Annotated in this window: 19 protein-coding genes, 1 tRNA gene and 4 pseudogenes; 9 read left to right on the plus strand and 15 right to left on the minus strand. The window is 64.7% G+C overall.

Going from position 1 to position 22,069, the window contains the following annotated elements; all coding sequences use genetic code 11:
- Positions 1–451: 451 nt before the first annotated feature.
- Both HNR01_RS00655 and HNR01_RS00660 read right to left on the minus strand, forming a co-directional pair.
- A protein-coding gene (locus HNR01_RS00655; RefSeq protein ID WP_183666385.1) for an IS630 family transposase occupies positions 452–1,413 on the minus strand; the annotation gives its coding sequence in 2 pieces (ribosomal slippage) (positions 452–1,062 and positions 1,062–1,413; 963 coding nt in all).
- 12 nt (positions 1,414–1,425) lie between these two features.
- The gene (locus HNR01_RS00660; RefSeq protein WP_312893202.1) at positions 1,426–2,097 is read right to left on the minus strand and encodes a 3'-5' exonuclease; all 672 of its coding nucleotides are present in this window, start codon (positions 2,095–2,097) and stop codon (positions 1,426–1,428) included.
- 233 nt (positions 2,098–2,330) lie between these two features.
- Between HNR01_RS00660 and HNR01_RS00665 the strand changes: the two genes are divergently transcribed.
- Positions 2,331–2,531 (plus strand): hypothetical protein, encoded by a 201-nt coding sequence (locus HNR01_RS00665; protein WP_153875674.1) that lies wholly within the window; start codon positions 2,331–2,333, stop codon positions 2,529–2,531.
- 293 nt (positions 2,532–2,824) lie between these two features.
- Complete coding sequence (locus tag HNR01_RS00670; protein WP_246417344.1) at positions 2,825–2,998, plus strand: hypothetical protein; 174 nt, start codon at positions 2,825–2,827, stop codon at positions 2,996–2,998.
- 679 nt (positions 2,999–3,677) lie between these two features.
- On the opposite strand, the pseudogene HNR01_RS27420 reads toward HNR01_RS00670, so the two are convergent.
- The 4 genes and pseudogenes from HNR01_RS27420 to HNR01_RS00685 all read right to left on the minus strand — a co-directional run.
- Positions 3,678–3,809, minus strand: a pseudogene (locus HNR01_RS27420) (IS3 family transposase); the annotation flags it as partial.
- A 43-nt stretch (positions 3,810–3,852) separates the two neighbouring features.
- A pseudogene (locus tag HNR01_RS00675) lies at positions 3,853–4,086 on the minus strand (transposase); the annotation flags it as partial.
- Positions 3,972–4,331 (minus strand): hypothetical protein, encoded by a 360-nt coding sequence (locus HNR01_RS00680; RefSeq protein ID WP_183666425.1) that lies wholly within the window; start codon positions 4,329–4,331, stop codon positions 3,972–3,974. The gene HNR01_RS00680 and the pseudogene HNR01_RS00675, both read right to left, overlap by 115 nt.
- Before the next feature lie 209 nt (positions 4,332–4,540).
- On the minus strand, positions 4,541–5,848 hold the full coding sequence (locus HNR01_RS00685) for an MFS transporter (protein ID WP_183666014.1): 1,308 nt from the start codon (positions 5,846–5,848) through the stop codon (positions 4,541–4,543).
- 279 nt (positions 5,849–6,127) lie between these two features.
- Here HNR01_RS00685 and HNR01_RS00690 point away from each other — a divergent pair, with 279 nt between their 5' ends.
- From HNR01_RS00690 to HNR01_RS00715, 6 genes are read left to right on the plus strand one after another with little or no spacing between them, the layout of a single operon-like run.
- The gene (locus HNR01_RS00690) at positions 6,128–6,943 is read left to right on the plus strand and encodes an IclR family transcriptional regulator (protein WP_017482721.1); all 816 of its coding nucleotides are present in this window, start codon (positions 6,128–6,130) and stop codon (positions 6,941–6,943) included.
- Between the two features lie 10 nt (positions 6,944–6,953).
- Positions 6,954–8,123 (plus strand): CaiB/BaiF CoA transferase family protein, encoded by a 1,170-nt coding sequence (locus HNR01_RS00695; RefSeq protein WP_017482722.1) that lies wholly within the window; start codon positions 6,954–6,956, stop codon positions 8,121–8,123.
- A gap of 12 nt (positions 8,124–8,135) precedes the next feature.
- Complete coding sequence (locus HNR01_RS00700; RefSeq protein ID WP_183666016.1) at positions 8,136–8,879, plus strand: enoyl-CoA hydratase/isomerase family protein; 744 nt, start codon at positions 8,136–8,138, stop codon at positions 8,877–8,879.
- A complete protein-coding gene (locus HNR01_RS00705; RefSeq protein WP_183666017.1) occupies positions 8,876–9,703 on the plus strand; it encodes a CoA transferase subunit A in 828 nt (275 codons plus the stop codon). The genes HNR01_RS00700 and HNR01_RS00705 overlap by 4 nt, the downstream gene beginning before the upstream one ends.
- A complete protein-coding gene (locus HNR01_RS00710; protein WP_183666018.1) occupies positions 9,696–10,427 on the plus strand; it encodes a CoA-transferase subunit beta in 732 nt (243 codons plus the stop codon). The genes HNR01_RS00705 and HNR01_RS00710 overlap by 8 nt, the downstream gene beginning before the upstream one ends.
- Positions 10,428–10,456: 29 nt before the next feature.
- Entirely contained in the window at positions 10,457–11,932 is a 1,476-nt protein-coding gene (locus tag HNR01_RS00715) for a class I adenylate-forming enzyme family protein (RefSeq protein ID WP_153875330.1), read from the plus strand.
- A gap of 786 nt (positions 11,933–12,718) precedes the next feature.
- Here HNR01_RS00715 and HNR01_RS00720 read toward each other — a convergent pair.
- The 8 genes and pseudogenes from HNR01_RS00720 to HNR01_RS00755 all read right to left on the minus strand — a co-directional run bounded on the left by HNR01_RS00720 (position 12,719) and on the right by HNR01_RS00755 (position 20,087).
- Positions 12,719–13,354, minus strand: a complete 636-nt coding sequence (locus tag HNR01_RS00720; protein WP_183666019.1) for a 5-formyltetrahydrofolate cyclo-ligase — start codon at positions 13,352–13,354, stop codon at positions 12,719–12,721.
- An 828-nt stretch (positions 13,355–14,182) separates the two neighbouring features.
- Positions 14,183–14,826 (minus strand): annotated as a pseudogene (locus tag HNR01_RS00725) (IS5/IS1182 family transposase); the annotation flags it as partial.
- On the minus strand, positions 14,827–15,159 hold the full coding sequence (locus HNR01_RS00730; protein ID WP_153875332.1) for a cytochrome C oxidase subunit IV family protein: 333 nt from the start codon (positions 15,157–15,159) through the stop codon (positions 14,827–14,829).
- 9 nt (positions 15,160–15,168) lie between these two features.
- Positions 15,169–15,906, minus strand: a complete 738-nt coding sequence (locus HNR01_RS00735) for a heme-copper oxidase subunit III family protein (protein ID WP_183666020.1) — start codon at positions 15,904–15,906, stop codon at positions 15,169–15,171.
- Between the two features lie 19 nt (positions 15,907–15,925).
- Entirely contained in the window at positions 15,926–16,624 is a 699-nt protein-coding gene (locus HNR01_RS00740; RefSeq protein ID WP_183666021.1) for a cytochrome c oxidase subunit 3, read from the minus strand.
- Positions 16,621–18,387, minus strand: coding sequence for a cytochrome c oxidase subunit I (gene ctaD / locus HNR01_RS00745; RefSeq protein WP_026105270.1), 1,767 nt, complete (start codon positions 18,385–18,387; stop codon positions 16,621–16,623). The genes HNR01_RS00740 and ctaD overlap by 4 nt, the downstream gene beginning before the upstream one ends.
- Positions 18,388–18,392: 5 nt before the next feature.
- Positions 18,393–19,232 carry a cytochrome c oxidase subunit II gene (locus HNR01_RS00750; protein WP_183666022.1) on the minus strand — a complete coding sequence of 280 codons (840 nt, stop codon included), beginning with the start codon at positions 19,230–19,232 and terminating at the stop codon, positions 18,393–18,395.
- A 63-nt stretch (positions 19,233–19,295) separates the two neighbouring features.
- Positions 19,296–20,087: a DUF2189 domain-containing protein gene (locus tag HNR01_RS00755; protein ID WP_183666024.1), complete on the minus strand. Its 792-nt coding sequence runs from the start codon at positions 20,085–20,087 to the stop codon at positions 19,296–19,298.
- Positions 20,088–20,318: 231 nt separating this feature from the next.
- On the opposite strand from HNR01_RS00755, the pseudogene HNR01_RS00760 reads away from it, so the two are divergent.
- Positions 20,319–20,713: pseudogene (locus HNR01_RS00760) on the plus strand (type 1 glutamine amidotransferase domain-containing protein); the annotation flags it as partial.
- 1,241 nt (positions 20,714–21,954) lie between these two features.
- Here the strand turns inward: HNR01_RS00760 and HNR01_RS00765 are convergent.
- A tRNA-Ser gene (locus tag HNR01_RS00765) sits at positions 21,955–22,047 on the minus strand.
- Between the last annotated feature and the right edge of the window lie 22 nt (positions 22,048–22,069).

The following is a 22,069-nucleotide window of genomic DNA, read 5'->3' on the forward strand; positions in this document are numbered from 1 at the left end:
ACCCGACCGACGATGATCGTCATCTGCTTCAGGCGCGTTCCAGCAACGGCCGGTCGATCCAAGCTGATCAGGATCGAAACGGCAGAGGACACTGCCCTGCCGGAGGAACTGCACGACTTGGTCGGCTAGCTGGCTCTGCGCGATGACCGGAAGGACGTAGGAGCTCGAACTCGGGATTGGTCCGCGCGGAAAATCGATCGCGGGCGGTGAACCGGTCCACCGGCAACTCGCCGCAGGGGCGCCGAAAGATGATCTCGCTGAGATAGGAGCGCTCGATTTCGATCTGGTCTTCCTCGAGGTCGATGTACCAGCAGCGCCGCGCCCCGCTCCAACGGTAGCGGCGTGCCTTGAGCAGATCCTTGGTCTCGATTGGCGAACCTTGCGCCCAGAGGCGCACCGTTGGCCGGCGGGCGGTTTCGAGGAGACATGACAGGGCTAGAGCCGTGCCCGGTCACGTAGCGACGGCCAAGTCGGTATCGTAGCCGGCGGCAGCAAGGGAGTTGCGGCACTCATCTGCCGTGAAGCGAGCCAAAGCCTGCCGGATGGCGTGCCACAGATCAGGGACGGTGCGGGCCGCCGCTGTCCGGAGCAGAGCCTTCAGCTTGGCGAAGATCTGCTCGATGGGATTGAAGTCCGGGCTGTAGGGCGGGAGGTAGAGCAGCCTCGCCCCGGCGGCCTCGATGGTCTCACGCACACCTGCCACCTTGTGGGCCTGCAGGTTGTCGAGGATGACGGTGTCACCGGGCTTGAGCGCGGGCACAAGCGTGTCGGCGACGTAGGCCCGGAAGCGTGCGCCGTTGGTGGCGCCGTCGAACAGGGAAGTGGCGCACAGGCCATCGCTGCGCAGGGCGGCGGTGATCGTGGTGGTCTTGTAGTGCCCGTGCGGGACAGCCAGCCGGCAGCGCTCGCCTCGCGGAGCCCGACCGTAGCGGCGTGCCATGTTGGTGGCCGCGGCAGTCTCGTCGAGGAAAACCAGCCTGTCGGGATCGAGGGCGTCCTGGTTCTCGAACCACGCCTCGCGGGCTGCCCTTACGTCCTCGCGCGCCTGCTCGGCGGCGTGGATCGCCCCTTTTTACGGGTGATGCCACGCCGGGCGAAGAAGCGGGATAGGCTGCTCGTGCTGGTCTGCAGGCCGCGCTCGGCCAAAGCGTCACGCAGTTCGCGCAGAAAGATCGCCGGCCGCGCCTCGTAGATCGTCAGGATCAGGTCGGCCTGCGCCTCGATCCGGTGCGAGGCATGATCGCCGCCCGACGGCTTGGGCGCAAGCTGTCCCTCCTGGCGAAACCGATCCGACCAGCGGCTGGCGCTGGACACGCTGACCCCAAACCGGGCTGCAGCCTGATGACAGGACGCGCCCGCGGCTACGGCCGACACGACACGCTCGCGTAAATCGACGGACAAAGGTGAAGGCATCGCCATCCTCCTTCACCCCTCAACGTCCCGACCCTCCAGCCGTCCCAAACCGCTCGGGCACGGCTCTAGGCGCCCGGACGTCTTGAGCGGGCTGTCGAGTAGCCGAAGCAAGGCGTGGCAGTCGTCGATCGCTCGGTGACCTTGGTGGTAGAACCCGTAGTCCATCACCAGGTAGCCGAGCTTCATCCCCTCGTGACCCTCCGTTTGCCAGGGGATCTGATGGCAGGAGCAGGCCCAGTTCTTCTCGGAAAACACGGGCCAGCGGCCCTCGCACATCTGCCGGTCGAAGCTGGCGTTGTGGGCAATCACCACCGCGGCATCGGCAGCCAGCGCCTGCACTGCGGCATCGTCGATGCGTTTGCCGGCCACGTCGGCGTCGGTGATCCCAGTCAGGCGGGTGATCTCCGGCGGAATGGGCTTTCGCGGCTGGTGCAGCTGGTTGAACGTCTCGAACACTCGGTAGATGCGCCCGCTGGCGCCGTATTCGAATTTCAGGATGCCGAGCTCGATCACCTCGTCCTGCACGAAGTCGGTGCCGGTGGTCTCCACGTCGAGCACTAAACCGATGAATGTCGGCTCGTTGGGCGGCTCTGGGCAGTCGACCAGCGGCGCCAGCCGGCGCAGCACGCGATAGTTCCCCGTGCCTTCGAGTACGCTTGCAATACTGTCGAGGGGCTGGCTCACGGCAACACGATCTCGGCCTGGTTCTCCCTGGCCGGCGGCGCACCTGCCGCGCGGCTGTGCCGACGAGCGTAACCGGGCCTGCGATAGGCTGGCCAGCGGAGTGCCCCGCCCGTCCACAAGGCATGAGCCGGCGCGGGAACCGGGCCACTGCCAGCGTGTTGAACCGGCAGATTGGATCCGTTCTAACTTTTATCCGGGCGATGAAGCCGCCCGCCAGCTGCAGGAGCATCCCCATGGCAAACGCCAAGTGTGAGAGCTGCAAGTTCTTCGATGAGCACAAGGTCAACGGCGCGGCCGCGCAGCACGACGAGGGCCTCTGCCGCTTCAACCCACCGGTGAGCCAGCCCGGTCCGGAGGCGCATGGCCTCTGGCCAGTGGTCGGCTCGACCGATTGGTGCGGGCACTACACCCCCGAGATGACCGCAGCCGAGTAAGGTGGAACGTCACGCAAGTGACGCAGGGGCCAGCCGGAAGGCTGGCCTTTTTTATTGGCGATAGTCGGCTCGCGGGCATCGAGCGAGCCGATAAGCCTGTTGGAGCGCACATCGTCGAGCGTCCTCGAACGAAGGATGTGCAGGCACTGATGCGAGACGGACAATTCTGACGTCCGACTTTGCGTAAGGCAATCTGCAACGATCACACGAGAATTTGCGTCGCGTGTGACGCCGCACGAGCGTAATGTGGGGTTTGCGACACAATAGAGCTGCCTGATCAGGGAGTGATGATCATGCGTGCTATCTACGTGTTCCTGCTTGCACTTTTCCTGGCCACTGGGGCTTTCTGGGCAACGATGCTTATCAGCCCGCCGAAAACCAGGGCGGCACCTACCGCCATAGCCGATACGTGGGTGGTCAAGAAAGATCTGCCGCCGATCGCGGACGACTACGATCCAGAGTTCTGAGTTGGGCCAGAAGGCTGGTGCGGTCGATGCCGATACGTGAGCGGCGGTAGCGTCGTGTGCGATCACGGAGGAGCCACACCGAGCACGGTGCTGATTAACACCTCAGCCGTTGAGCCGCGTCCCCATCTCTTGGTTCGTACCTGACACGGCCCCTGATGGTCAGAGACCGCGCCTAGCTGCTGGGTGCAACCATGTCACTCCATATCGCGTCCGCCACCGCCGCTCTCATCGTCACGGCACTCGGATTGAATCTTCTGACGCGCGCCGCTCATATGCCGGGGCAGATGACTTCGGTGCGATTGGTGCCGGCTCTCAACTTATCCTCCGCTGGCTGAAAACTAGCGGAATGAAACAGCGAAGCTGCTCTCAGGGCAGCTTCCGACTGGGTTCGTCGTAACCCCTAAGATGCGGTTAGGACGCCCTATTGGTTGGAGTTCAAAGAGGAGCGGTGCGCTTTGAAGGCGAGGGAGATCCACGCCTTCCGCACAATTCAAATGTTGAGAGGAAAGCCTCCTCGGCGGTGTTCGGTTTCTGTCATCGCATAGTATGCGATCGATTTTAAAAACATAACCGATGACATGCCTAAAATCTTGGCGCAAATTTCTAAGATTTTGATGGGAAAGACCCAAATCTATCGAAGGATTCTGACAGCATATTCCGCACCCGTTTGCAATCAATCAGTGCGGTTGCTGGCCACGAAGCTTGCGCGGACCTTGGCCATGATTGCTTCGTCGTCTCGCGCACGCTGGCTGGGCTCCCGAGTGAGCCACACGTGGAAGTTGGATTGCAAAACACTCAACGCCGTACACATACATCTCTAGGCGCTCCAGCAGCACCTGATGCAGCAGCGCCTAGACCCCCGCCTCTTGCCAGTCGCGCAGGCGGCGCCAGCAACTCATCCCGCAGCCGCAGCCCATCTCGGCCGGTAGCATCTCCCAGGGCAGTCCTGAACGCAGCACGAACAGGATGCCGGTCAGCGCTGCCCAGTTCTCAATCCGGCCGCGTCCGCCTTTCGGACGCGGCCGGGACGGTGGCAGAAGCGGGCCGTTCTCGCGCCAGAGATCGTCGGGTAGAAGTGGACGAGCCATCTCAACCAACGCCCGATCAGCCGATCCGTGTCCGTTCTGTTAGGCGCACCGAGCATCGCGACGGCACCCTCGAGCAGTCCCTTCGCACTGAATGCGATGTCGGCTTCGTATCGGGAGATCGGTTGCCAGCCCGAGCGAAGACCGAAGCCGAACAAAGTCGCGAGGACGAGCGCTTCGGTGTAGGGATGCCCGAAGCTTCGCTCCTTGAGAGTCAGGATGCCCGCCGCGATAACGGCGACGGTCAATCCGGCAACAGTTCGGCGACCGAGCCGGCCTTTGCTCGCGGGTTCGCCAGCACTTCCCGTGCCGCCGTCTTCAGGCTGATGCCGATGGTCCTGCCCCATGCCCGTCTGAACGACGACGCATTCTCGGAGGTTGAAGCCTGGGCGGTACCGTTTCCGCCCAGGCCATTCGCAAAAGCCTCGCGGCCCGCTCGCGCCTTCGCTGCGATTGATCAGGCGAGGCTGGCGGATGCAGCCGAGCGCCGCGCGATATGCGCATTGCGGTAGAGCGTGAGCGCGCCCACGATCGAGAACATCGCGGCGCAGGCGAGCCAGAGGCCCGGCATCGCTTTGTTGCCCGATGCATGGATCAGGTAGGTGCAGATCGCCGGCGTGAAGCCACCGAAGATCGCTTGGGCCAAGCTGTAGGCGAGCGAGAAGCCGGTGGCGCGCACCTCGGCCGGCATGATCTCGGTCAACGTGACGACCATGACGCCCTGGTATCCGCCGTAGAGGAACGACATCCACATCAGCGCTGCCAGGAGCCGGCCGAAGGACGGGTCGGACACGAGCCACGCCATGATCGGGTAAGCGGTGACGCCGATCAACACCGAGAAGGTCAGGAGCACGGGCAGACGGCCGACGCGGTCCGACACCGCGCCCATGACGGGCACCCATACGAAGTTCGCGAGGCCGACGCAGACCGTGACGATGAAGCTGTCCTTGTCGCTCAGCCCGAGCACTTGGCGCGCGTAGGTCGGCGTGTAGGCCGTGATCATGTAGAAGAACACGCTCGTCAGCGTGACGAGCAGAACGGCCTTCAGGACAATCGCCCAGTTCTGGAGGAGCGAGCGGTAGATCTCGCCGAGCGTGACACGACGATGCTTGGCGCGCTGGGCGAAATCCTCGCTCTCCTGCATCGAGCGGCGGATCCAGAACAGCACCGGGATGATCAGGCAGCCGATCAGGAACGGAATGCGCCACCCCCAGCTGAGCATCTGCTCCTCGGTGAGGAGGCCGCGCAAAGTGACGCCGATCACGGCGGCGAACACGACGGCGACCTGCTGGCTCGCCGACTGCCAGCTCACGTAGAAGCCGCGGTTCCCGGGCGTGGCGATCTCGGACAGGTAGACTGAGACGCCGCCGGATTCAGCGCCCGCCGAGAAGCCCTGGAGCAAGCGTCCGATCAGGACGAGGATCGGGGCGGCGATGCCGATCGAGGCGTAGGTCGGCGTGAAGGCGATCAGGGCGACGCCGACGGACATGATCGCAAGGCTCATGACCAGGCCCGCGCGTCGCCCGTGCCGATCGATGTAGGCGCCGAGCACGATGGCGCCGAGCGGGCGCATCAGGAAGCCGACGCCGAACGTCACCAGCGACAGCATCAACGAGACAAACTCGTTGTCGTTGGGGAACACGGCCTTCGCCACCGCTGCGGCGTAGAAGCCGTAGACCATGAAGTCGAACATTTCGAGGAAGTTGCCGCTGACGACGCGGAAAACGTCCTTCTTCGTCGGCGGCTTTCTCACCGTGGCGTCCATGTTCCCTCTCCCGATGATGGGGTGGTTGTCATCCGGATCTCTGCCGGAGCCGATGAACAGCACCCAATTGTTCTATTATATGGAACGCCGTTTCAGCTTTCATCACGCTATTAAAGGATCCCATTCTGCGTCAATCGAAAAATTCAGCATAGTACAGGCGCCACTTTCGCCACCTAGAAAGCACCTCGATGATTTTTTAAGTTAACTGATCCGCGGCCTTGACGCGCCTCAGCGATCGACACTACCATTTTGTGGAACGCTGTATCGAATAGTGGAACGATGGACAGCACCCTCATCAAAGGCTTGACGGTTCTCGAGCACCTCGCCGGCAGCGAGGCGCCGCGCGGCGTCAGCGACTTGGCCCGCTCCCTGGACCTCACGAAGAGCAACGTGCACCGCACGCTGCAGACGCTGGTTGCCGCCGGCTACGCGCGCGCCACACCGGCCGGCACCTACGAGTGCACGCTGAAGCTCTTCGAGCTGGCGAGCTCCGTCCTGGCCCGCATCGATGTGCGGCAGGTCGCGGAGCCTTTCATGCGGGCGCTGGCCGAGCGGACGCAGGAGACCATCCACCTCTCGCTCCTCGACAAGGCGGACGTCATCTACCTGCACAAGATCGAGAGCCCGCACCCAGTGCGGGCCTATTCCTCGATCGGCGGCCGCGCGCCGGCCTACTGTGTGGCCTCCGGCAAGGCGCTGCTCGCCTACCAAGAAGAGGCCCTGGCGCACTTGCCGGAGGTGCTTCAGGTCCACACCTCCCGCACGATCCCGAGCTTGGACCTCCTCCGCCGCGAACTCGAACAGGTCCGGATCCAGGGGTTTGCGATCAATCGAGGAGAGTGGCGTGAGGGTGTCTGCGGGCTCGCCGCCATCGTCCACGATGCGATGGGACGTCCCGGCGCCGCGATCGGCATCTCTGGCCCTGCCGACCGCCTGAACCCGGCGGCCCTGCGCCGCTACAGCGATGTCGTCGTCGACGTGGCCCGCAGCCTGTCCCGGACGCTTGGCTACAATCCCATCACCCTCTCGTCACACCACGCGCCGCGAGCCGCTCAGGGTCCCGCGTCCTTGGGCGCGACCGCCGAATTCGCCTGATCGAAGGAGTATGGCTTTGCACCCGCTTTCCGGTATCCGGGTCATCGAGTTCTGCAGCGTCGCTGCCGGTCCGTTCTGCGCCATGCTCCTCGCCGACATGGGCGCGGACGTCATCAAGGTTGAACACCCGGACGGTGGCGACACCATGCGGGCCTGGCCTCCGATCAGCGAGGGCTACAGCGAGAACTTCGCCTCGCTGAACCGCAACAAGCGTTCGGTCACGCTCGATCTCAAGGATCCGGCCGACAACGCGCGGGCGCGGGACCTCATCCGCTCCGCCGACATCGTGCTGGAGAACAACCGCCCAGGCGTCATGCAGCGTCTCGGCCTCGACTATGCGGCCGTCAGCGCCGACCGGCCCGCCCTCGTCTACTGCTCGATCTCGGCTTACGGGCAGGAAGGGCCGCGCTCGAAGGAAGCCGGTTTCGACCTGACCCTGCAGGCGATGGGCGGCGTGATGAGCGTGACCGGCGAGCCCGGCGCGCCGCCGGTTAAATGCGGCGTGCCGATCTCGGATTTCGGCACCGGGCTCTACGCGGCCTACGCCATCGCGGCAGCATTGTTGCAGGCACGCGCCACCGGCCGGGGCGTGCATATCGACGCCTCGATGTTCGGCGCCTCGCTGGCGATGGGTGCGCTTCAGACCAGCGAGTATTTCGGCAGCGGTCGCGATCCTCGCCGCCTCGGCTCCGCGCACCCGCGCAACGCCCCCTACCAAGCCTTTCGTGCCAAGGACGGCTACTTTGCGATGGCGGCGGGCAACAACGCGCTTTATCGCTCGGCTTGCGATGCGATCGAGCGCCCGGACCTGTCCGACGACCCGCGCTTTGCCTCGACGGTCCTGCGAGCGCAGCACCAGGGCGAGCTTCTCGAGATCCTGGAGACGCTCTTCGCGGACTTCACCTGTGAGGAGCTTCTCGCGCGCTTCCGCGCAGCCGGCGTGCCCTGCTCGCCGATCAACAGCTACTCCGAGGCCCTCGCCGACCCGCAGGTCGCGCATATGGGCTGGGTGCAGCCGGTGAGACTGCCGTCCGGTGTGGAGACGCGCACTTTCGTCTCCCCCCTGCGGTTCTCCGGAGAAGGATTTCCGATCTACCGGGACCCGCCGGCTCTCGGCGAGCACAACGAGGAGGTGTTCGGACCCGACCAGCCGGTGGCCGCCCTGGCCCGGACGGCTTGAGGAGGATCCGCGATGAGCGAGCTTTTCGTCGAGCGCGACGGCCCGGCCCTGATCCTCACGCTGAACCGGCCGGACAAGATGAACGCGCTTTCGGCCACTTTGGTCGAGGCCCTGCTCGAACAGGTCGCCGAGGCCGGCCGCGCCGGCATCCGCCTGCTCGTGCTCAAGGGCAACGGCCGCAACTTCAGCGCCGGGTTCGATTTCGGCGGCTACGAGGACCAGTCCGAGGGTGATCTAGTTCTGCGCTTCGTCCTCGTCGAACAATTGCTGCAGGCCGTCCGTCACGCACCCTTCGAGACGATGGCGCTGGCGCAGGGGCGCAACTTCGGCGCCGGCGTCGATCTGATTTGCTCCTGCGGGCGCCGCATCGGTGATCCGGACGCCACCTTCCGGATGCCAGGCCTCGCTTTCGGCCTCGTCCTCGGCACCCGCCGCTACGCCGAGCGCGTCGGCGAAGCCCGCGCCCGCGCGGTCCTCGGCGACGGCCTCGTCTTCGACGCCGACGAGGCGCTGCAGGACGGCTTCCTGACGGGCCGCGTCCCGATCCCGGAATGGCCGGAGGCCGTCGCGAACGCCGTCGAGGCGGCGTGCCGGCTCTCGCCCGAAGCGGCCTCGGCCCTCTACGGCGCGACCACGGCCGACACGCGGGCGCAGGATCTCGCCGACCTCGTCACCTCCGCCGCCCGACCGGGGCTCAAGGCGCGCATCGGCGCCTTCCGCGCCCAAACATCGTCGCATCGGGAGAAACGCCCTTGAGTCTCGGCACGCCGAAGATCGTCCCCCTCAAAGACCTCGCCGCCCGCGTGACCGACGGCAGCTCGCTCGCCCTCGGCGGCAGCTTCCTGCACCGCGGCCCCTTCGCCCTCGTGCGCGAGCTGATCCGCCAGGGGCGCAGGGACCTGGAGGTCATCAAGCAATCCCCCGGTTACGACATCGACATCCTTTGCCGCGCCGGGGCGCTCGGCCGGGCGCGCGCCGGCATCGTGGCGATGGAGGGCAATTTCGGCCTCGCACCGTGGTATCGGCGCGCGGTCGAGACCGGCCAGATCCGCCTGGAGGAGCATGCCTGCGCCAGCCTCACCGCGGGCCTGCGCGCGGCGGCCTTCGGCGTGCCCTTCATGCCCTGCGGCGGGATACACGGCTCCGATCTGCCCGCCCTGAACGGCTGGAAGACGGTCGAGGATCCCTACGGGAGCGGCGAGACGGTCTACGTCATCCCGCGGATCACCCCGGACTTCGCCGTCATCCACGCCAACGAGGTCAGCGAGGAGGGAGACGTGCGCGTCTACGGAACCTCGCACTGGGACCGCATCATGAGCCGGTCGGCCAAGCGCGTCCTCGTCGTCGCCGAGCGCGTCGCGTCGAGCGCGTCGTTCCGTGAACAGCCGGAGCTGACCCTCGTGCCCCATTTCCTCGTCGAGGCCATCAGCATCGTTCCCGACGGGGCCTGGCCCGGCTCATGCTGGCCGCACTACGCTGTCGATTACCCGGCGGTCGAGGCCTACATGGACGAGGCCCCCGGCGTGCTCCAGGCCCATCTCGACGCGGCACCCGAGGCGCGGGAGGCGGCCCATGTCTGAGTGGTCCCCCTTCTCCTACGTCGTGACGAACCTCGCCCGCTTCGTGCGGCCGAACGAGATCACCTTCAGCGGCGTCAACTCGGCCTTGCCGATGCTGGCCTGCCTGCTGGCCAAGCGCGCATACCCGTTCGCTTTCACCTATATCAACGTGGCGGGCGGCGTCGATCCGAGCCCGTCTATGGTTCCGATCTCCTCCTCCGACCCGGTGCTCGCGGAGGGCTCCCGCTCGATCTTCGCCAACGAGGACTTCTACGACCTCTGCACTCGCGGCCAGATGGACCTCTGCTTCCTCGGCGCGGCCCAGGTCGACGCGCTCGGACGCACGAATGTCTCCTGCATCGGCGATTGGCACGCCCCGAAGGTGCGCCTGCCGGGCGGCGGTGGCGGCGCGGTGATGCTGCCGACCGCCCGCCGGGCGGTGACGTGGCGAACCGAGCACTCGCGCCGGACCTTGGTCGAAACGCTGGATTTCGTCACCGCTTCCGGCGGCATGCACGGCGTGGTGACGCCGATCGCCGTCTTCACGAAACGCGACGGGCGCCTTGTCCTGGCCTCCTGGCATCCAGAGGCAAGCCTCGACGAGGTGCAGGATCGGACCGGTTTCCGCTTCGAGACCGACGGCGCGGAGCCGACGCAGCCGCCGACCCCGGCCGAAGCGGAGGCACTCGCCGCCCTCGACCCCGACGCCCGCTTCGAACGCGACGCAGCGATCCGCCTGCGCTGACACAAGTATGTAATGGGAGGAGCGAGGGCATGACGCAATCGATCAGCGCGCGCCTGCGAGAGGCAATCGCGCAGCATGCACAGGCTGGCCGGACGGCCATCGCCGGACCTGCCCCCGTCACCTATGCCGAACTGGGTCGGCTGATCGATGGCTACGCTGCGGGCATTCGCGATTGGGGCATCGAGCGCGGAGCCAAGGTCGGCCTCATCGCACCGAAGAGCGTCGCCGCGATCGCAGCCTATTTCGGCGCGATGCAGGCGGGAGCCTGCGTCTGCTTCATCGAGCCCGGACTCGCGCCCGAGGCCGTCGCCGAGCAGGCGAAGACCGTCGGAATGGGCTACCTCGTCGTCGATGAAAGTCTGATCGACCGCTTTGCGGATCGATCGCCTCGCACCCCTTCTGTGCGGGGATTGAACAACTTAAACACCGACGACGCCTTCATCGATGACGGCTTGGGCATCGACGACAGCGCGATGCTCCTATTCACCTCGGGCAGCACGGGCCGGCCGAAGGGCGTCGTCCTGCGTCACGGCAGCCTGATCTGCAATGCGGACGGTGTGCTGTGCCACACCGGCACGAACCCGCGGGACCGCCTCCTCCACGTCATGCCGCTCTACCACACGAACGGCGTCAACAATCAGCTGATCGTCCCCTTTCTGGCCGGCGCCAGCCTGATCCTCCACGACCGCTTCAAGCCGGAGACCGTCATCGAATCGCTGCGGAACGACGGGCCGACCTACATGACCGGCGTACCGACGATCTACGCGCGGATGCTCCCGCATCTCAAACCCGGCGAACGGTTTCCGACGCTCCGCTTCCTCCGCTGCGGCTCAGCACCGATCACGCCGACGCTTCACCAGCAGATCGAGGCGGCTTTCGGCGTACCGCTGCTCGTCTCCTACGGCCTGTCGGAGGCGACCTGCACCTCGACGATGAATCCGCCCGAGCATCGCAAGATCGGCACGATCGGCACGGTGCTGTCCGGCCAGACCGTCCGCTTGTTCGATCCTGTCACCAACGTTGAGGCGGCGCAGGGAAGCGAAGGCGAGATCCGGATCTCGGGGCCCGCTCTCATGGCCGGATATCTTGGAAGCACGGAGCAGCCGATCGTCGACGGCTGGCTGCGGACGGGCGACCTCGGGCGGTTCGACGCGGACGGCTTCCTGTCGATCACCGGTCGCATCAAAGACGTGATCATCCGCGGCGGCGAGAACATCTCGCCCGCCCTGATCGAGCGTCACCTGACGACCCATCCGGCCGTCCGCGATTGCTGCGTGGTGGGTGCCCCGGACGCCGATCTCGGCGAGGTTCCGGTCGCCTTCGTCGTTCTGAAGGAGGGGGAACGACTCGACGAGCCTGCTCTCAAGGCCTTTGTGAAGGGCTCTCTCGCGCGCATCTACGTCCCTGCCGAGATCCGGCGCATCGATGTGTTGCCAACGAACAGCGTCGGTAAGACCGACCGAAAGGCGCTGCGGAACGTCTTGGCGATCGAACCCCAACACTGAGCCCAAGTCATTTTGACAATCGTCTCGGCACGTGTGTGACCGGAGTGGTGCCCGGATGTTCGTTTCGAGTTTTAACCCCACTCCTTTTCGAGTCTTGCATACACTTGCCGGGATCCTTCTTCGCCCTGACGATAGCGGTTCGAGTACGCATCCGAGTGCATGCGGCGTGCTGTGAATGGCCCTGCATAGCTGCGACTGAACGCAACATCATGCCACCCGAAAATGTCTGCTCCGTTGCGTCGGCAGTTCAGCAGCAACCAAGCTATGCTCGACCGAAATTGGCCATGGAAATGCATTCAACCTACTTTGACCTGACCGGCTGGCTTTGGACCGAGTTGATTGAGAGGATCAGCCAGGACCGAAGGATCTGGATATGAAGCGAGGTCAGGACACGGGTGCGGGGCAGGTGGGGCAGAAGCTACGCCAGATCGAGGGATAGACAACACAGGGCAGGAGTTTGGCGAGATAGCATGCAGGGAGGCGGAGATTCCTGAGCAGAATTACGAAGGACGAGTGCCTACGCCAAGAGATCTTCTGCTCGCTCGAGGAGGCACAGATCATGGTCGGGATCTGACAGAACACCTACAACCGCGTTCGAATGCGTCCGTGCTTAGGCTGCTGATAACCCGCGCCTATTAAATAACTAGATTTGGTATTGTGGCTAGCCATGACCGCTGCCATGCAGTAGCCCCTCGATTGGCTCGGACCAAAATACCGATCAGGTTTCCGCCAGCGGCTGGAGTGACTATGAACCCAACTCGATTGGATGCTGCTCCATCAAGGCGGCTAGCCTTTTAGGCGTGTACCCTCGGTGACAATCATCTCAAGTGCAATATCGTGCGGCTGGGGGTAGATTGTCTCAAGAAGGCCAAGCTCGAACCCGACCCCGATGGTTCGCGGCCGCTCAGGCATTGCAGCAATCGTCCGGTCATAGAAGCCGCCACCGTAGCCGAGCCGATAACCTTTCCGGTCAAACCCGACCAACGGGACGATCAGGAGATCGGGAAAGACACCCTCTCCCGACGCAGGCATCGGGATCTTCCAGGTGCCCTGGACCATCAGGCTTCCGGGGGTCCATTCGCGAAAGACAAGCGGCTGCCCACGCTCCACAATAACCGGCAACGCCAAGCGCGTGCCTCTCTCGCGTAGGGCTCCAACAACTCCTCGGGGGTCAAACTCGCCTCGGAAAGGCCAGTAGAACCCTACCAAGCCGCCGACATATGGTTCGACAGCGTCCCGTAATGCCTGACCGATCCTGCTGCTCTTCGCCGTGCGCTCTTCGGCGCTGAGCGCGATACGCTGTGCAATCAACGTGTCGCGTACTGATTTGCGCCAATCACGGATTGTTGGCCAATCAGCGTCCGTTGTCGGTGTACTTGTGACGGGTTCGAGGTCGCCTGACGTACCGGTCGCTTCACTCATGGCCGCACCCTACAGTCCAAGCTGGATGATCATAGCGCCTGCCACCATCGGCGTTTGCCCGTCGTGCCCGCATCTCGGCTATTGTCCCCCGAAGGCTCGCAGTGGCCGTCCAGCTTCCGAGCGATGCACCATCGAGGCACTGCCTGTCGCATCATCGATAGCGGCCAACCGAGGTCCCACAGCCGCATGTAATGACATCTCACTACGGTCCAGAACGAGGTTCACGCACTCGCACCATTCGGCCTCCGCGACGTGGCAGCCTTCCAGTTCGCTCAGGGCCTCAGCGATGACGGCCTGAACCTCATCCAGGATCTTACGGGTTAGAGGAGGGCGCGTCTTTGCCGCGTAAGCGTTGGCGATCACCCGGGCCCATTCGTCGGGTGTCCGGCTCGAATGTGTGCTCATGCGCCGCCACCTCGCTTGACAGAAACAAGATGCACGAACTTGTCGACTTACCACTCATGATCAAAAGTATGAGTGGCAGGTGCGAGACGCCAACGATCCGGAATCTTATAGCAGAACGCCACCATTCTTGCGAGATTTCAGCTTGCTGATTTCCCGGCATGCCGGTCAAGCTGGACAAGCGCCAACAAATGACATCTGGCCCCCTCAAATCTGGCCGTCAGATTGCACTTCTAAGGTGATTTGCGCCCCGTTTGTGATCCAGATCCATCCCAGGGTGGGTGGCCGCACCTTGCGGTGCGAGCGCAGGAAGGCCGAGAGACTGATGGCCCACTTCAGGCTATGATTTAGAGTGCGCTTTGAGCGCCGACCGGCACGCCAAGTGTCTGATCTAAACGCAGAAGGCGGGTTCCTTTCGGATGCTGATCACACTCGCGCCCGTAGGGCGGTGAGGAGCGGTCCGGTTCGAGGATCGCCAGCACCCTCTTCAGATGGTAGGCAACGACTTGCAGGCCCATTTCAGTCGCCAGGTTTTTCAGCCGACGCATCCGGAATTGGATCGCTCCCATCCAACCTTGAATGTCCCAAACACGGTTCGACCGTCTGCCGGCGCGTACGCATGGCGTAAGGGTTCGCGTCGAGCCGACGCTGCACGGCTTCCAAGACCGCCTCGTACTCGCACCGCGTCACCCGCCGCTCCTTGGTTGGCCTGGAGCGCGCTTTGAGTGCGCAGCCGTGGCAGGTTGTCGTGCAATGGCGGCGTAACGTCAGCCGATCCGCATCCGCAGGGTATTCAGACGTTCCGCAATGCGCACCTTGCGCACCCGGGTGACCGCGTCCTCCTGGCGGTCGGCGGTGTCCAGGGCGGCGAGATGGCGCGCGATGCTGGCCTCGACCTGCTTGATGCGGTGCCGGATCGCTGCCGGGGTGAAGTTGCGATCGCGCGTGTTCACCGTTTCGAAGCGGCTGCCGTCGAGAGCCACGTCACCACCGGCCGGGAGGCCGAGTTGTCGGCACAGCACCCCGAACTGATGACAGGCGGCCTGGATCGCAGGACCGTTGTCACGCCGTCACCTGCCGATGGCCTGCTGCGCGAGGCGGGTCGCCAGCGTGTAATCCGCCTCGATGGCCATGATCGCGATGAAGATCAGCAGCGCCGCCGGAGGGATTAGGATCACGTAGATCAGCGCCACGCGCTCCCAGGCGAGGTGCATGAAGACCGCGACGATCAATCCGGCTTTGACGATCATGAAGAGGAGAATCAGAGACCAGCGCAACCCGCCTTGCAGGTGCAGATAATCGACGAGGTAGGAGCAGGCGCTGAGCACGAACAGCCATGCCCACACCACAAGGTAGAGCCCAATCGGGTGGGCCTGCTCGGTCGCCCGTGCCGTCGCCTGCATGGCCTCCTCCTACCAGAGATAGAACAGCGCAAAGATGAAGACCCAGACGAGATCAACGAAGTGCCAGTACAGGCCCATGATCTCGACGTTCTCGTAGCCGCCCGGGCGGCTCGTGAAGTAGCCGCGCCGGCCCTTATCGAAGTCGCCGCGCCATACCTTGCGGCCCATCACGAGGAGCGCGATCACCCCAATGGTGACGTGGGTGCCGTGGAACCCCGTGATCATGAAGAAGGCCGAGCCGAACTGTTCGGCGCCCCAGGGATTTCTCCAGGGGCGGACGCCTTCGTGGATCAGCTTCGTCCACTCGAAGGCCTGCATGCCCACGAAGGTGGCCCCCAGCAGCGCGGTCAGGCCCATCAGCAGCGCCGTGATCCGGCGGCTGCGGCGGTAGCCGAGGGCGACGGCCATTGCCATCGTGCCGCTGCTCGAGATCAGCACGAAGGTCATGATCGCGATGAGAAGGAGGGGCCACGGCTTGCCGGCGATCTCGATGGCGAAGACCTGGCTCGGGTTCGGCCAGGGCACGGGCGTCGACAGGCGCACCGTCATGTAGCCGATCAGGAAACATCCGAACACGAAGGTGTCGCTGAGGAGGAAGATCCACATCATGGCCTTGCGCCAGGATGCGCCAGCGAAGACCTGCCGATCGCCTGCCCACTCGGCGGAAAGACGGGCGAGGTGCGTCGACCGCGGGTTCGAGGGCGGTCCTCGGAGGGTGGCGCCGTGGCCGGCTGCGGTGTGGGGCATGGGGCAGCCTCGCGAGGCATCAACCGGGTCGGCACAGGGCGTCGATCAGTCCCGACCAGGGGGTTCGGAACAGTAGCCCGAACAGCACCAGCCAGACCGCCAGTAGGGCGTCCCAGTACAGGGTGCAGAGTGCGGTGCCCGGCTCGAGGCGCGGGGGGCGCGGCAGGAGAGCGGCCCGGGCGGTGATCCACGCGAGGGCAACGAGGCCGGCCAGGATGTGTAGGCCGTGCAGCGCCGTGATCAGGCAGAAGAAGGCGACCGCCGCGTCGGGGCCCTGCACGAGTCCCGCTTGCCAGAGCGCCTGCCACGCAAATGCCTGGCCTCCGAGGAACCCCAGGCCTGCGGCCGAGGCAAAGCCGAGAGCGGCGGTAGCTTGCTCCTCCCGCCCGCGCCGCGCCGCGGCGTGGGCGCCGTGCAAGGCGAGGCTTGCACCCGCAAGCAGAAACGTGGTGAGCCAGAGCAGCCGCGGATCGAGCGGAACGAGCGCCGTTCCTGGAACGCGCATGGCGTAGGCTGCCACCAGAAGTGAAAAGAGCAGTCCCGCGCTGGCGAGAAAGATGCCTAGGCCGAGTCTCGTCGGGGCGGTGATGGCAGCGGGCGCGACGAGCGGGTGCGGAGAGCCGACGGTCAGCCAGGGCCGATCCGCAAGGTGCTGTTGCGCGAGCCAGCGCGCGGCGAAAGCGCCGAGAACGGCGAGATAGGCGAGGACCAGACTCACGGCACAGCCCCCGCGCGGATGGGGGCCGGCTGGTTCTGCGGCACGAAGTCCTCCGGCGCGCCGGGCACGCTGTAGTCGTAGGGCCAGCGGTAGACGATTGGCAGGGCCGGACCCCAGTTGCCGTGCGACGGTGGTGTCTCCGGCGTTTGCCACTCGAGCGTCGTCGCACGCCAAGGATTGCCGCCCGCGGGCGCGCCATGCCTCAGGCTGTGCAGGAGGTTGAACAGGAACACGATCTGCGCGGCCCCGACGACGAAGGCCACCAGGCTGATGAAGGCGTTGAGCGTCTCGGCGGACGGCGGCACGAAGCCGAGCCCGGCGGTCTCGTAGTAGCGCCGTGGCACTCCGAGTAAGCCGAGATAGTGCATGGGAAAGAAGATCGCGTAGGCACCCAGGAAGGTGATCCAAAAGTGGACCTGGCCGAGACGCGCGTCGAGCATGCGGCCGGTCACCTTCGGGTACCAGTGATAGAGGCCGCCAAAGATCACGAGGATCGGGGCGACGCCCATCACCATGTGAAAATGGGCGACGACGAACATCGTGTCGGAGAGCGGCACATCGACGACGACGTTGCCGAGAAACAGGCCAGTAAGACCGCCGTTCAGGAACGTGACGATGAAGGCGATCGCGAACAGCATCGGCACGGTCAGGTGGATATCCCCGCGCCAGAGGGTCAGGACCCAGTTGTAGACCTTGATGGCTGTGGGGATCGCGATAATCAGCGTCGTCGTCGCGAAGAAGAAGCCGAAATACGGGTTCATGCCGCTGACGTACATGTGGTGCGCCCAGACGACGAAGCTCAGAACGCCGATGGCCACGATCGCCCAGACCATCATTCGGTAGCCGAAGATGTTCTTGCGGGCATGGGTGCTAATCAGGTCGGAGACGATGCCGAAGGCGGGCAGCGCCACGATGTAGACCTCGGGATGACCGAAGAACCAGAACAGATGTTGGAACAGGATCGGGCTGCCGCCTCCGTAGCGCAGGCGCTGGCCCGCCTCGATGATGGCTGGCATGAAGAAGCTCGTGCCGAGCAGACGGTCGAGCAGCATCATCACGGCACCGACGAGCAGCGCCGGAAAGGCGAGCAGCGCCAGGACGGTCGCCGTGAAGATTCCCCAGACCGTCAGCGGCATGCGCATCAGCGTCATGCCGGGCGCGCGCGCCTGCAGCACCGTCACGACGTAATTCACGCCGCCCATGGTGAAGCCCGCGATGAACAGGATGAGTGAGACGAGCATCAGGACGATGCCCCACTCCTGCCCAGGGGTTCCCGCGAGGATGGCTTGGGGCGGGTAGAGGGTCCAGCCGGCGCCGGTCGGCCCTCCTGGAGCGAAGAAGCTGGCCACGAGAACCAGGACAGCCAAGAGGTAGATCCAGTAACTCAGCATGTTCAGGTACGGGAAGACCATGTCCCGCGCGCCGAGCATCAGGGGGATCAGGTAATTGCCGAACCCGCCGAGGAACACCGCCGTGAGCAGGTACACGACCATGATCATGCCGTGCATGGTAATCAGCTGATAATACTCGGCCGGTCCGATGAAGGTGGCCAAGCCCGGAAATCCGAGCTGCAATCGTATCAGCCAGGAGAGGATCAAGGCGACGAAACCAATTGCCAGAGCGGTGCCGGCATACTGGATGGCGATGACCTTCGCGTCCTGGCTGAAGACGTAACGGGTCCACCAACTGTGCGGATGGTAGAGGTCGTCTGCTTCAGGAAGAAGTGGGGATCCGCCTTGCGGACCGGTAATTGCGTCCGACATGGCCGTCACCGCGCATCTATCGCCGGCCGGTGGAGGCCGGCCTCACGCGTGCTGGTGGATCGTGCAGCGCGTTGCGAGAAGGTCTTCTGCCGGTCGAGCCATGCGCGGAAGGTGGGCTCATCTTCGACCACGACGCGACCGCGCATCGCGTAGTGGCTGGAGCCGCAGACCTCGTTACAGATGGCGTCGAAGCTGCCTGTCCGGCTCGGTGTGAACCACAGTTGGGTCACCATGCCGGGAATGATGTCCATCTTGGCGCGGAATTCCGGGACGTAGAAGTTGTGGACCACGTCGTAGGAGCGCATCAGAAGCTTCACCGGCTGGCCAAGGGCCAGGTGCAGATCGCCCCCGTCGATCACGACGTCGTCCTGGCCGGCACTGTCCTGGGGATCGAGGCCGAGCGGATTGTCGTCGCCGACATGGCGGATGTCGGCAGCGCCCAGGCGGCCGTCGGTTCCGGGCAGGCGAAAGCTCCACCGCCATTGCTGGGCGAGGATCTCGACCTCAGCGGCGTCCGGCGGCGTTCGCACGAACTGACTCCAGACGACGAGGCCCGGTGCGAGCATGGCGGCGATGCCGAGCGCCGTCACCGCAATGAGCCCAGCCTCTAAGCGCGGACTCTCCGGCTCGTAGGCGGCCTGCCGCCCCGGTCGATGCCGGAAGCGCCACAGGCAGTAGGCCATGAACAGCACGATGACGACAAAGACCGCGCCGGTAATCCAGAACGTGATGATCAGCGTTGTGTCGATATAGCTCCAGTTCGACGCGATCGGCGTCCACCACCACGGGCTCAACAGGTGGAACGCCACGGAGGCGACGGCAATCAGGACCAGGATCAGCGCCATCGCTTCCTCCCGCGCCCCGCCAAGCCGCCGGGGCAGGCCGTTGTGGTGCCGGGCGGAGGGCCGTTAAGGCACGACGGCTCGCCGGTAGAGATGCCACGTGGCATGTCCGAGAATCGGCAGAACCAGGGCAAGCCCCACGAAGAGGGGCAGCATCCCCAGGGTGAGGAGGCCCGCGACGATGAGCCCCCAGACCACCATCGTCCCCGGGTTCTGCTGAACGAGAGCAACGGATGTCGCGATGGCCGTCCCAGCCTCGGTGCCACGGTCGATGATCAGCGGAAAGGAAACGGCGCTGATAGCCAGGGCAATGAGCGAGAAGGCCGCGCCGACGAGATTCCCGACTACGATGAGCATCCAGCCCCTCGGCGTCGTCAGAACCTCTTGCAGGAAGCCGAATATCGAGTCCTGACGCGCCTCCCCATACAGAGTCCAGTACAGGGCCATTGCGGCGATCAACCAAGCGACGAACAGCAGCGAGAGAGTCAGGGCGACCACGCCGATGGCCTTTGCGGATTGACCGGTCAGCGGCGCGTAGGCGTTGATCAAACCGATGTCGCAGCCCTGTTCCCGTCGCCGGCTCATCTCGTAGAGCCCGATCGCCGCGAAGGGGCCGAGCAGGGCGAAGCCCGACGCCAGCGGAAACATCAGCGGTATGAGGTCGTTCTCGAACGTCGCGGCCGCGATGAGCACACCCGCGACTGGGTAGATGGCGATGAGAAACAGAGCGTGTGTCGGCATGGCGATGAAATCGTCCAAGCCGTTCCGCAGGGCGAACCGCAAATCGTCAAGACCGATGCGACGCACGCTCGCGCGCGCCAGAGCTTGCGGGTGAGAAACAGGATAGAGGCCGGCCATCGCATAGCCCTCCATGGGGAAGACACGCTCGCGACTGACGTCAGACATCCCGTTGGATGCCTATCGCTAAGCTTTCATGCGCAATCATTCGCTTTATAGCAGGATCAAGTCTGACTGTCGCGAAAATTTTTGCCCCTAGAATTTCGCTATGCGCGCTTCACGAGCTCGTCCTCCAAGATGATCTTGAGACACGTTCGCGTTCACGCAGCGAGTACGCTCCTCAAGGGGCACGTGTTCTATCCCGGGGGCACGGTCCCCTGTGGGACTTGGCCGAAGACCCTGCCTCGATCAGGCTGATCGAGGCGACATTGCAGGCCGGCAAGCCCGTCGCCTTGGTCTGCCATGCCCCTGGCGTGCTACGCCATGCAAAGGCGCCCGACGGCAAGCCGCTCGTCGACGGAAAGGACGTCACCGGCTTCACGAACACCGAGGAGGAGGCGGTGGGCCTCACCGAGGTGGTGCCCTTCCTCGTCGAGAACGAGCTCACGCGCAACGGCGGCAACTTCTCCAAGGCTGACGACTGGGCACCGTACGTGCTGGCCGACGGCCTGTTGATCACCCGCCAGAACCCGGCCTCGTCCGGGCCTGCGGCCGAGCGTCTCCTCGAGCGGCTCGCCAACCGTTGAGCGTGGGGACGGGGGCTTCCCGGTAGAGGTCCTCGTTTCGCTCTGGCGATGGCCGTTGCCTATGATACGGCTTCCGGCTGATTGGTTCGGTCCAGCCCTCACCGCCGCCATTCCGGGTCGCTGATAAGCGAACCCGGAATCCACGACGGGACGCGACACTGGTCTTGAGCGCCGCATCACGTGCAAATGCCGGGTTCCGCTGCGCAGCCCCGGGCCCTTCGAACCAGGGCGACTAGGACGAGACCCGCGCAAGCGCGTGCTCCGGCCCAGCAGGGATCACGTAACTACAGCATGGGAGGCCGACGCGGCCGCGGCCCGAGCGGGAACGCCGCGTCCCGACAGGGTCGTGAGGGCCTCCGGCCCGAGCAACGATGTTGCGGCAAACCCGGAGAGGGCATCCGTGACGGCGACGCTACACTACAGCAACAAGGATGGGCCGCTGCCGTCGTCCATCCGCAGTATCGGGTCGTCTTTATCGAGGAGGATGGTCGCCGGAAGATCGACGATGTCCATCTGATCGATCCGATAGGGTACCGGACAGGTCGCGAGGTCGGGCTGAAGCGCGCATCTGGGACCCTGACGGAGGAACGCGTGCCCACCACGGCCGAGTGCCATGCCTCTGCAACCCGTCTTCCCGTCCATCACTAGCGTCGATCGACCGGATTCCCAACCACCGCCGCCGCGAGCGCCGATGGGCCTCGAATGATCCCCGCGTTCGCCCCCGGCCACCCAGCCCGGCGAGCCGTCCCGCTAGGGAGCGCGCCCGTGCCGGACGACGCTGGTATCGCAGTGGCGAACAGGTACCATACTGCCCGCACGGCGCGATCAAATTTCTCGACCGAGCTGACAGCCGTCTCCTCAGTCGCCGGTCGCGGGTCAAGGCTCATCAGAGCGCTTTGAACCTCGTGCTTCGGGCTGGGGGAGCGGAAGATCGCATCGCCGTCGAACATCCGATCCGAGATGACGAATGCCGCAGTCGGCACGCCTTCGGATCCCTTCGGGCATCCCGGCGATCTGCACCTACGCGGAGCCAGGTCGGGGATCGATCTGGGCGGGCCGCCGCACGATACGCGGTGCTTTGAAGGAACGACGCTCAGGCACATGGGCGCCAGTGCGCCAAACCCGTCCCTCTGCCGCACTTGGCTCGACTCGCTCGAAGGCAGGCCGACGCAGGGACGAATGCCGAAACGGCAAAGTAGCAACACGTGCTAAATCAACGTGTTGCGAGATAATAGAATGAGTGGCGGAGACGGAGGGATTCGAACCCTCGATACCCTTATTAGGGGTATGCTCATTTAGCAAACGAGTGCCTTCAGCCTCTCGGCCACGTCTCCCCGCCGCTCGGCTGTAGAAGCT

Origin of the sequence: Methylorubrum rhodesianum (assembly GCF_014199985.1) — a bacterium.
GTDB lineage: Bacteria > Pseudomonadota > Alphaproteobacteria > Rhizobiales > Beijerinckiaceae > Methylobacterium > Methylobacterium rhodesianum.

Bases quoted from the DNA above. Each gene is read 5' to 3' on its own strand.
- HNR01_RS00665 (WP_153875674.1), top strand. From the start codon at position 2,331: ATGGCAAACGCCAAGTGTGAGAGCTGCAAGTTCTTCGATGAGCACAAG.
- HNR01_RS00670 (WP_246417344.1), top strand. From the start codon at position 2,825: ATGCGTGCTATCTACGTGTTCCTGCTTGCACTTTTCCTGGCCACTGGG.
- HNR01_RS00685 (WP_183666014.1), bottom strand. From the start codon at position 5,848: ATGGACGCCACGGTGAGAAAGCCGCCGACGAAGAAGGACGTTTTCCGC.
- HNR01_RS00690 (WP_017482721.1), top strand. From the start codon at position 6,128: ATGGACAGCACCCTCATCAAAGGCTTGACGGTTCTCGAGCACCTCGCC.
- HNR01_RS00695 (WP_017482722.1), top strand. From the start codon at position 6,954: ATGGCTTTGCACCCGCTTTCCGGTATCCGGGTCATCGAGTTCTGCAGC.
- HNR01_RS00700 (WP_183666016.1), top strand. From the start codon at position 8,136: ATGAGCGAGCTTTTCGTCGAGCGCGACGGCCCGGCCCTGATCCTCACG.
- HNR01_RS00710 (WP_183666018.1), top strand. From the start codon at position 9,696: ATGTCTGAGTGGTCCCCCTTCTCCTACGTCGTGACGAACCTCGCCCGC.
- HNR01_RS00715 (WP_153875330.1), top strand. From the start codon at position 10,457: ATGACGCAATCGATCAGCGCGCGCCTGCGAGAGGCAATCGCGCAGCAT.
- HNR01_RS00720 (WP_183666019.1), bottom strand. From the start codon at position 13,354: ATGAGTGAAGCGACCGGTACGTCAGGCGACCTCGAACCCGTCACAAGT.
- HNR01_RS00730 (WP_153875332.1), bottom strand. From the start codon at position 15,159: ATGCAGGCGACGGCACGGGCGACCGAGCAGGCCCACCCGATTGGGCTC.
- HNR01_RS00735 (WP_183666020.1), bottom strand. From the start codon at position 15,906: ATGCCCCACACCGCAGCCGGCCACGGCGCCACCCTCCGAGGACCGCCC.
- ctaD (WP_026105270.1), bottom strand. From the start codon at position 18,387: ATGTCGGACGCAATTACCGGTCCGCAAGGCGGATCCCCACTTCTTCCT.
- HNR01_RS00750 (WP_183666022.1), bottom strand. From the start codon at position 19,232: ATGGCGCTGATCCTGGTCCTGATTGCCGTCGCCTCCGTGGCGTTCCAC.
- HNR01_RS00755 (WP_183666024.1), bottom strand. From the start codon at position 20,087: ATGGCCGGCCTCTATCCTGTTTCTCACCCGCAAGCTCTGGCGCGCGCG.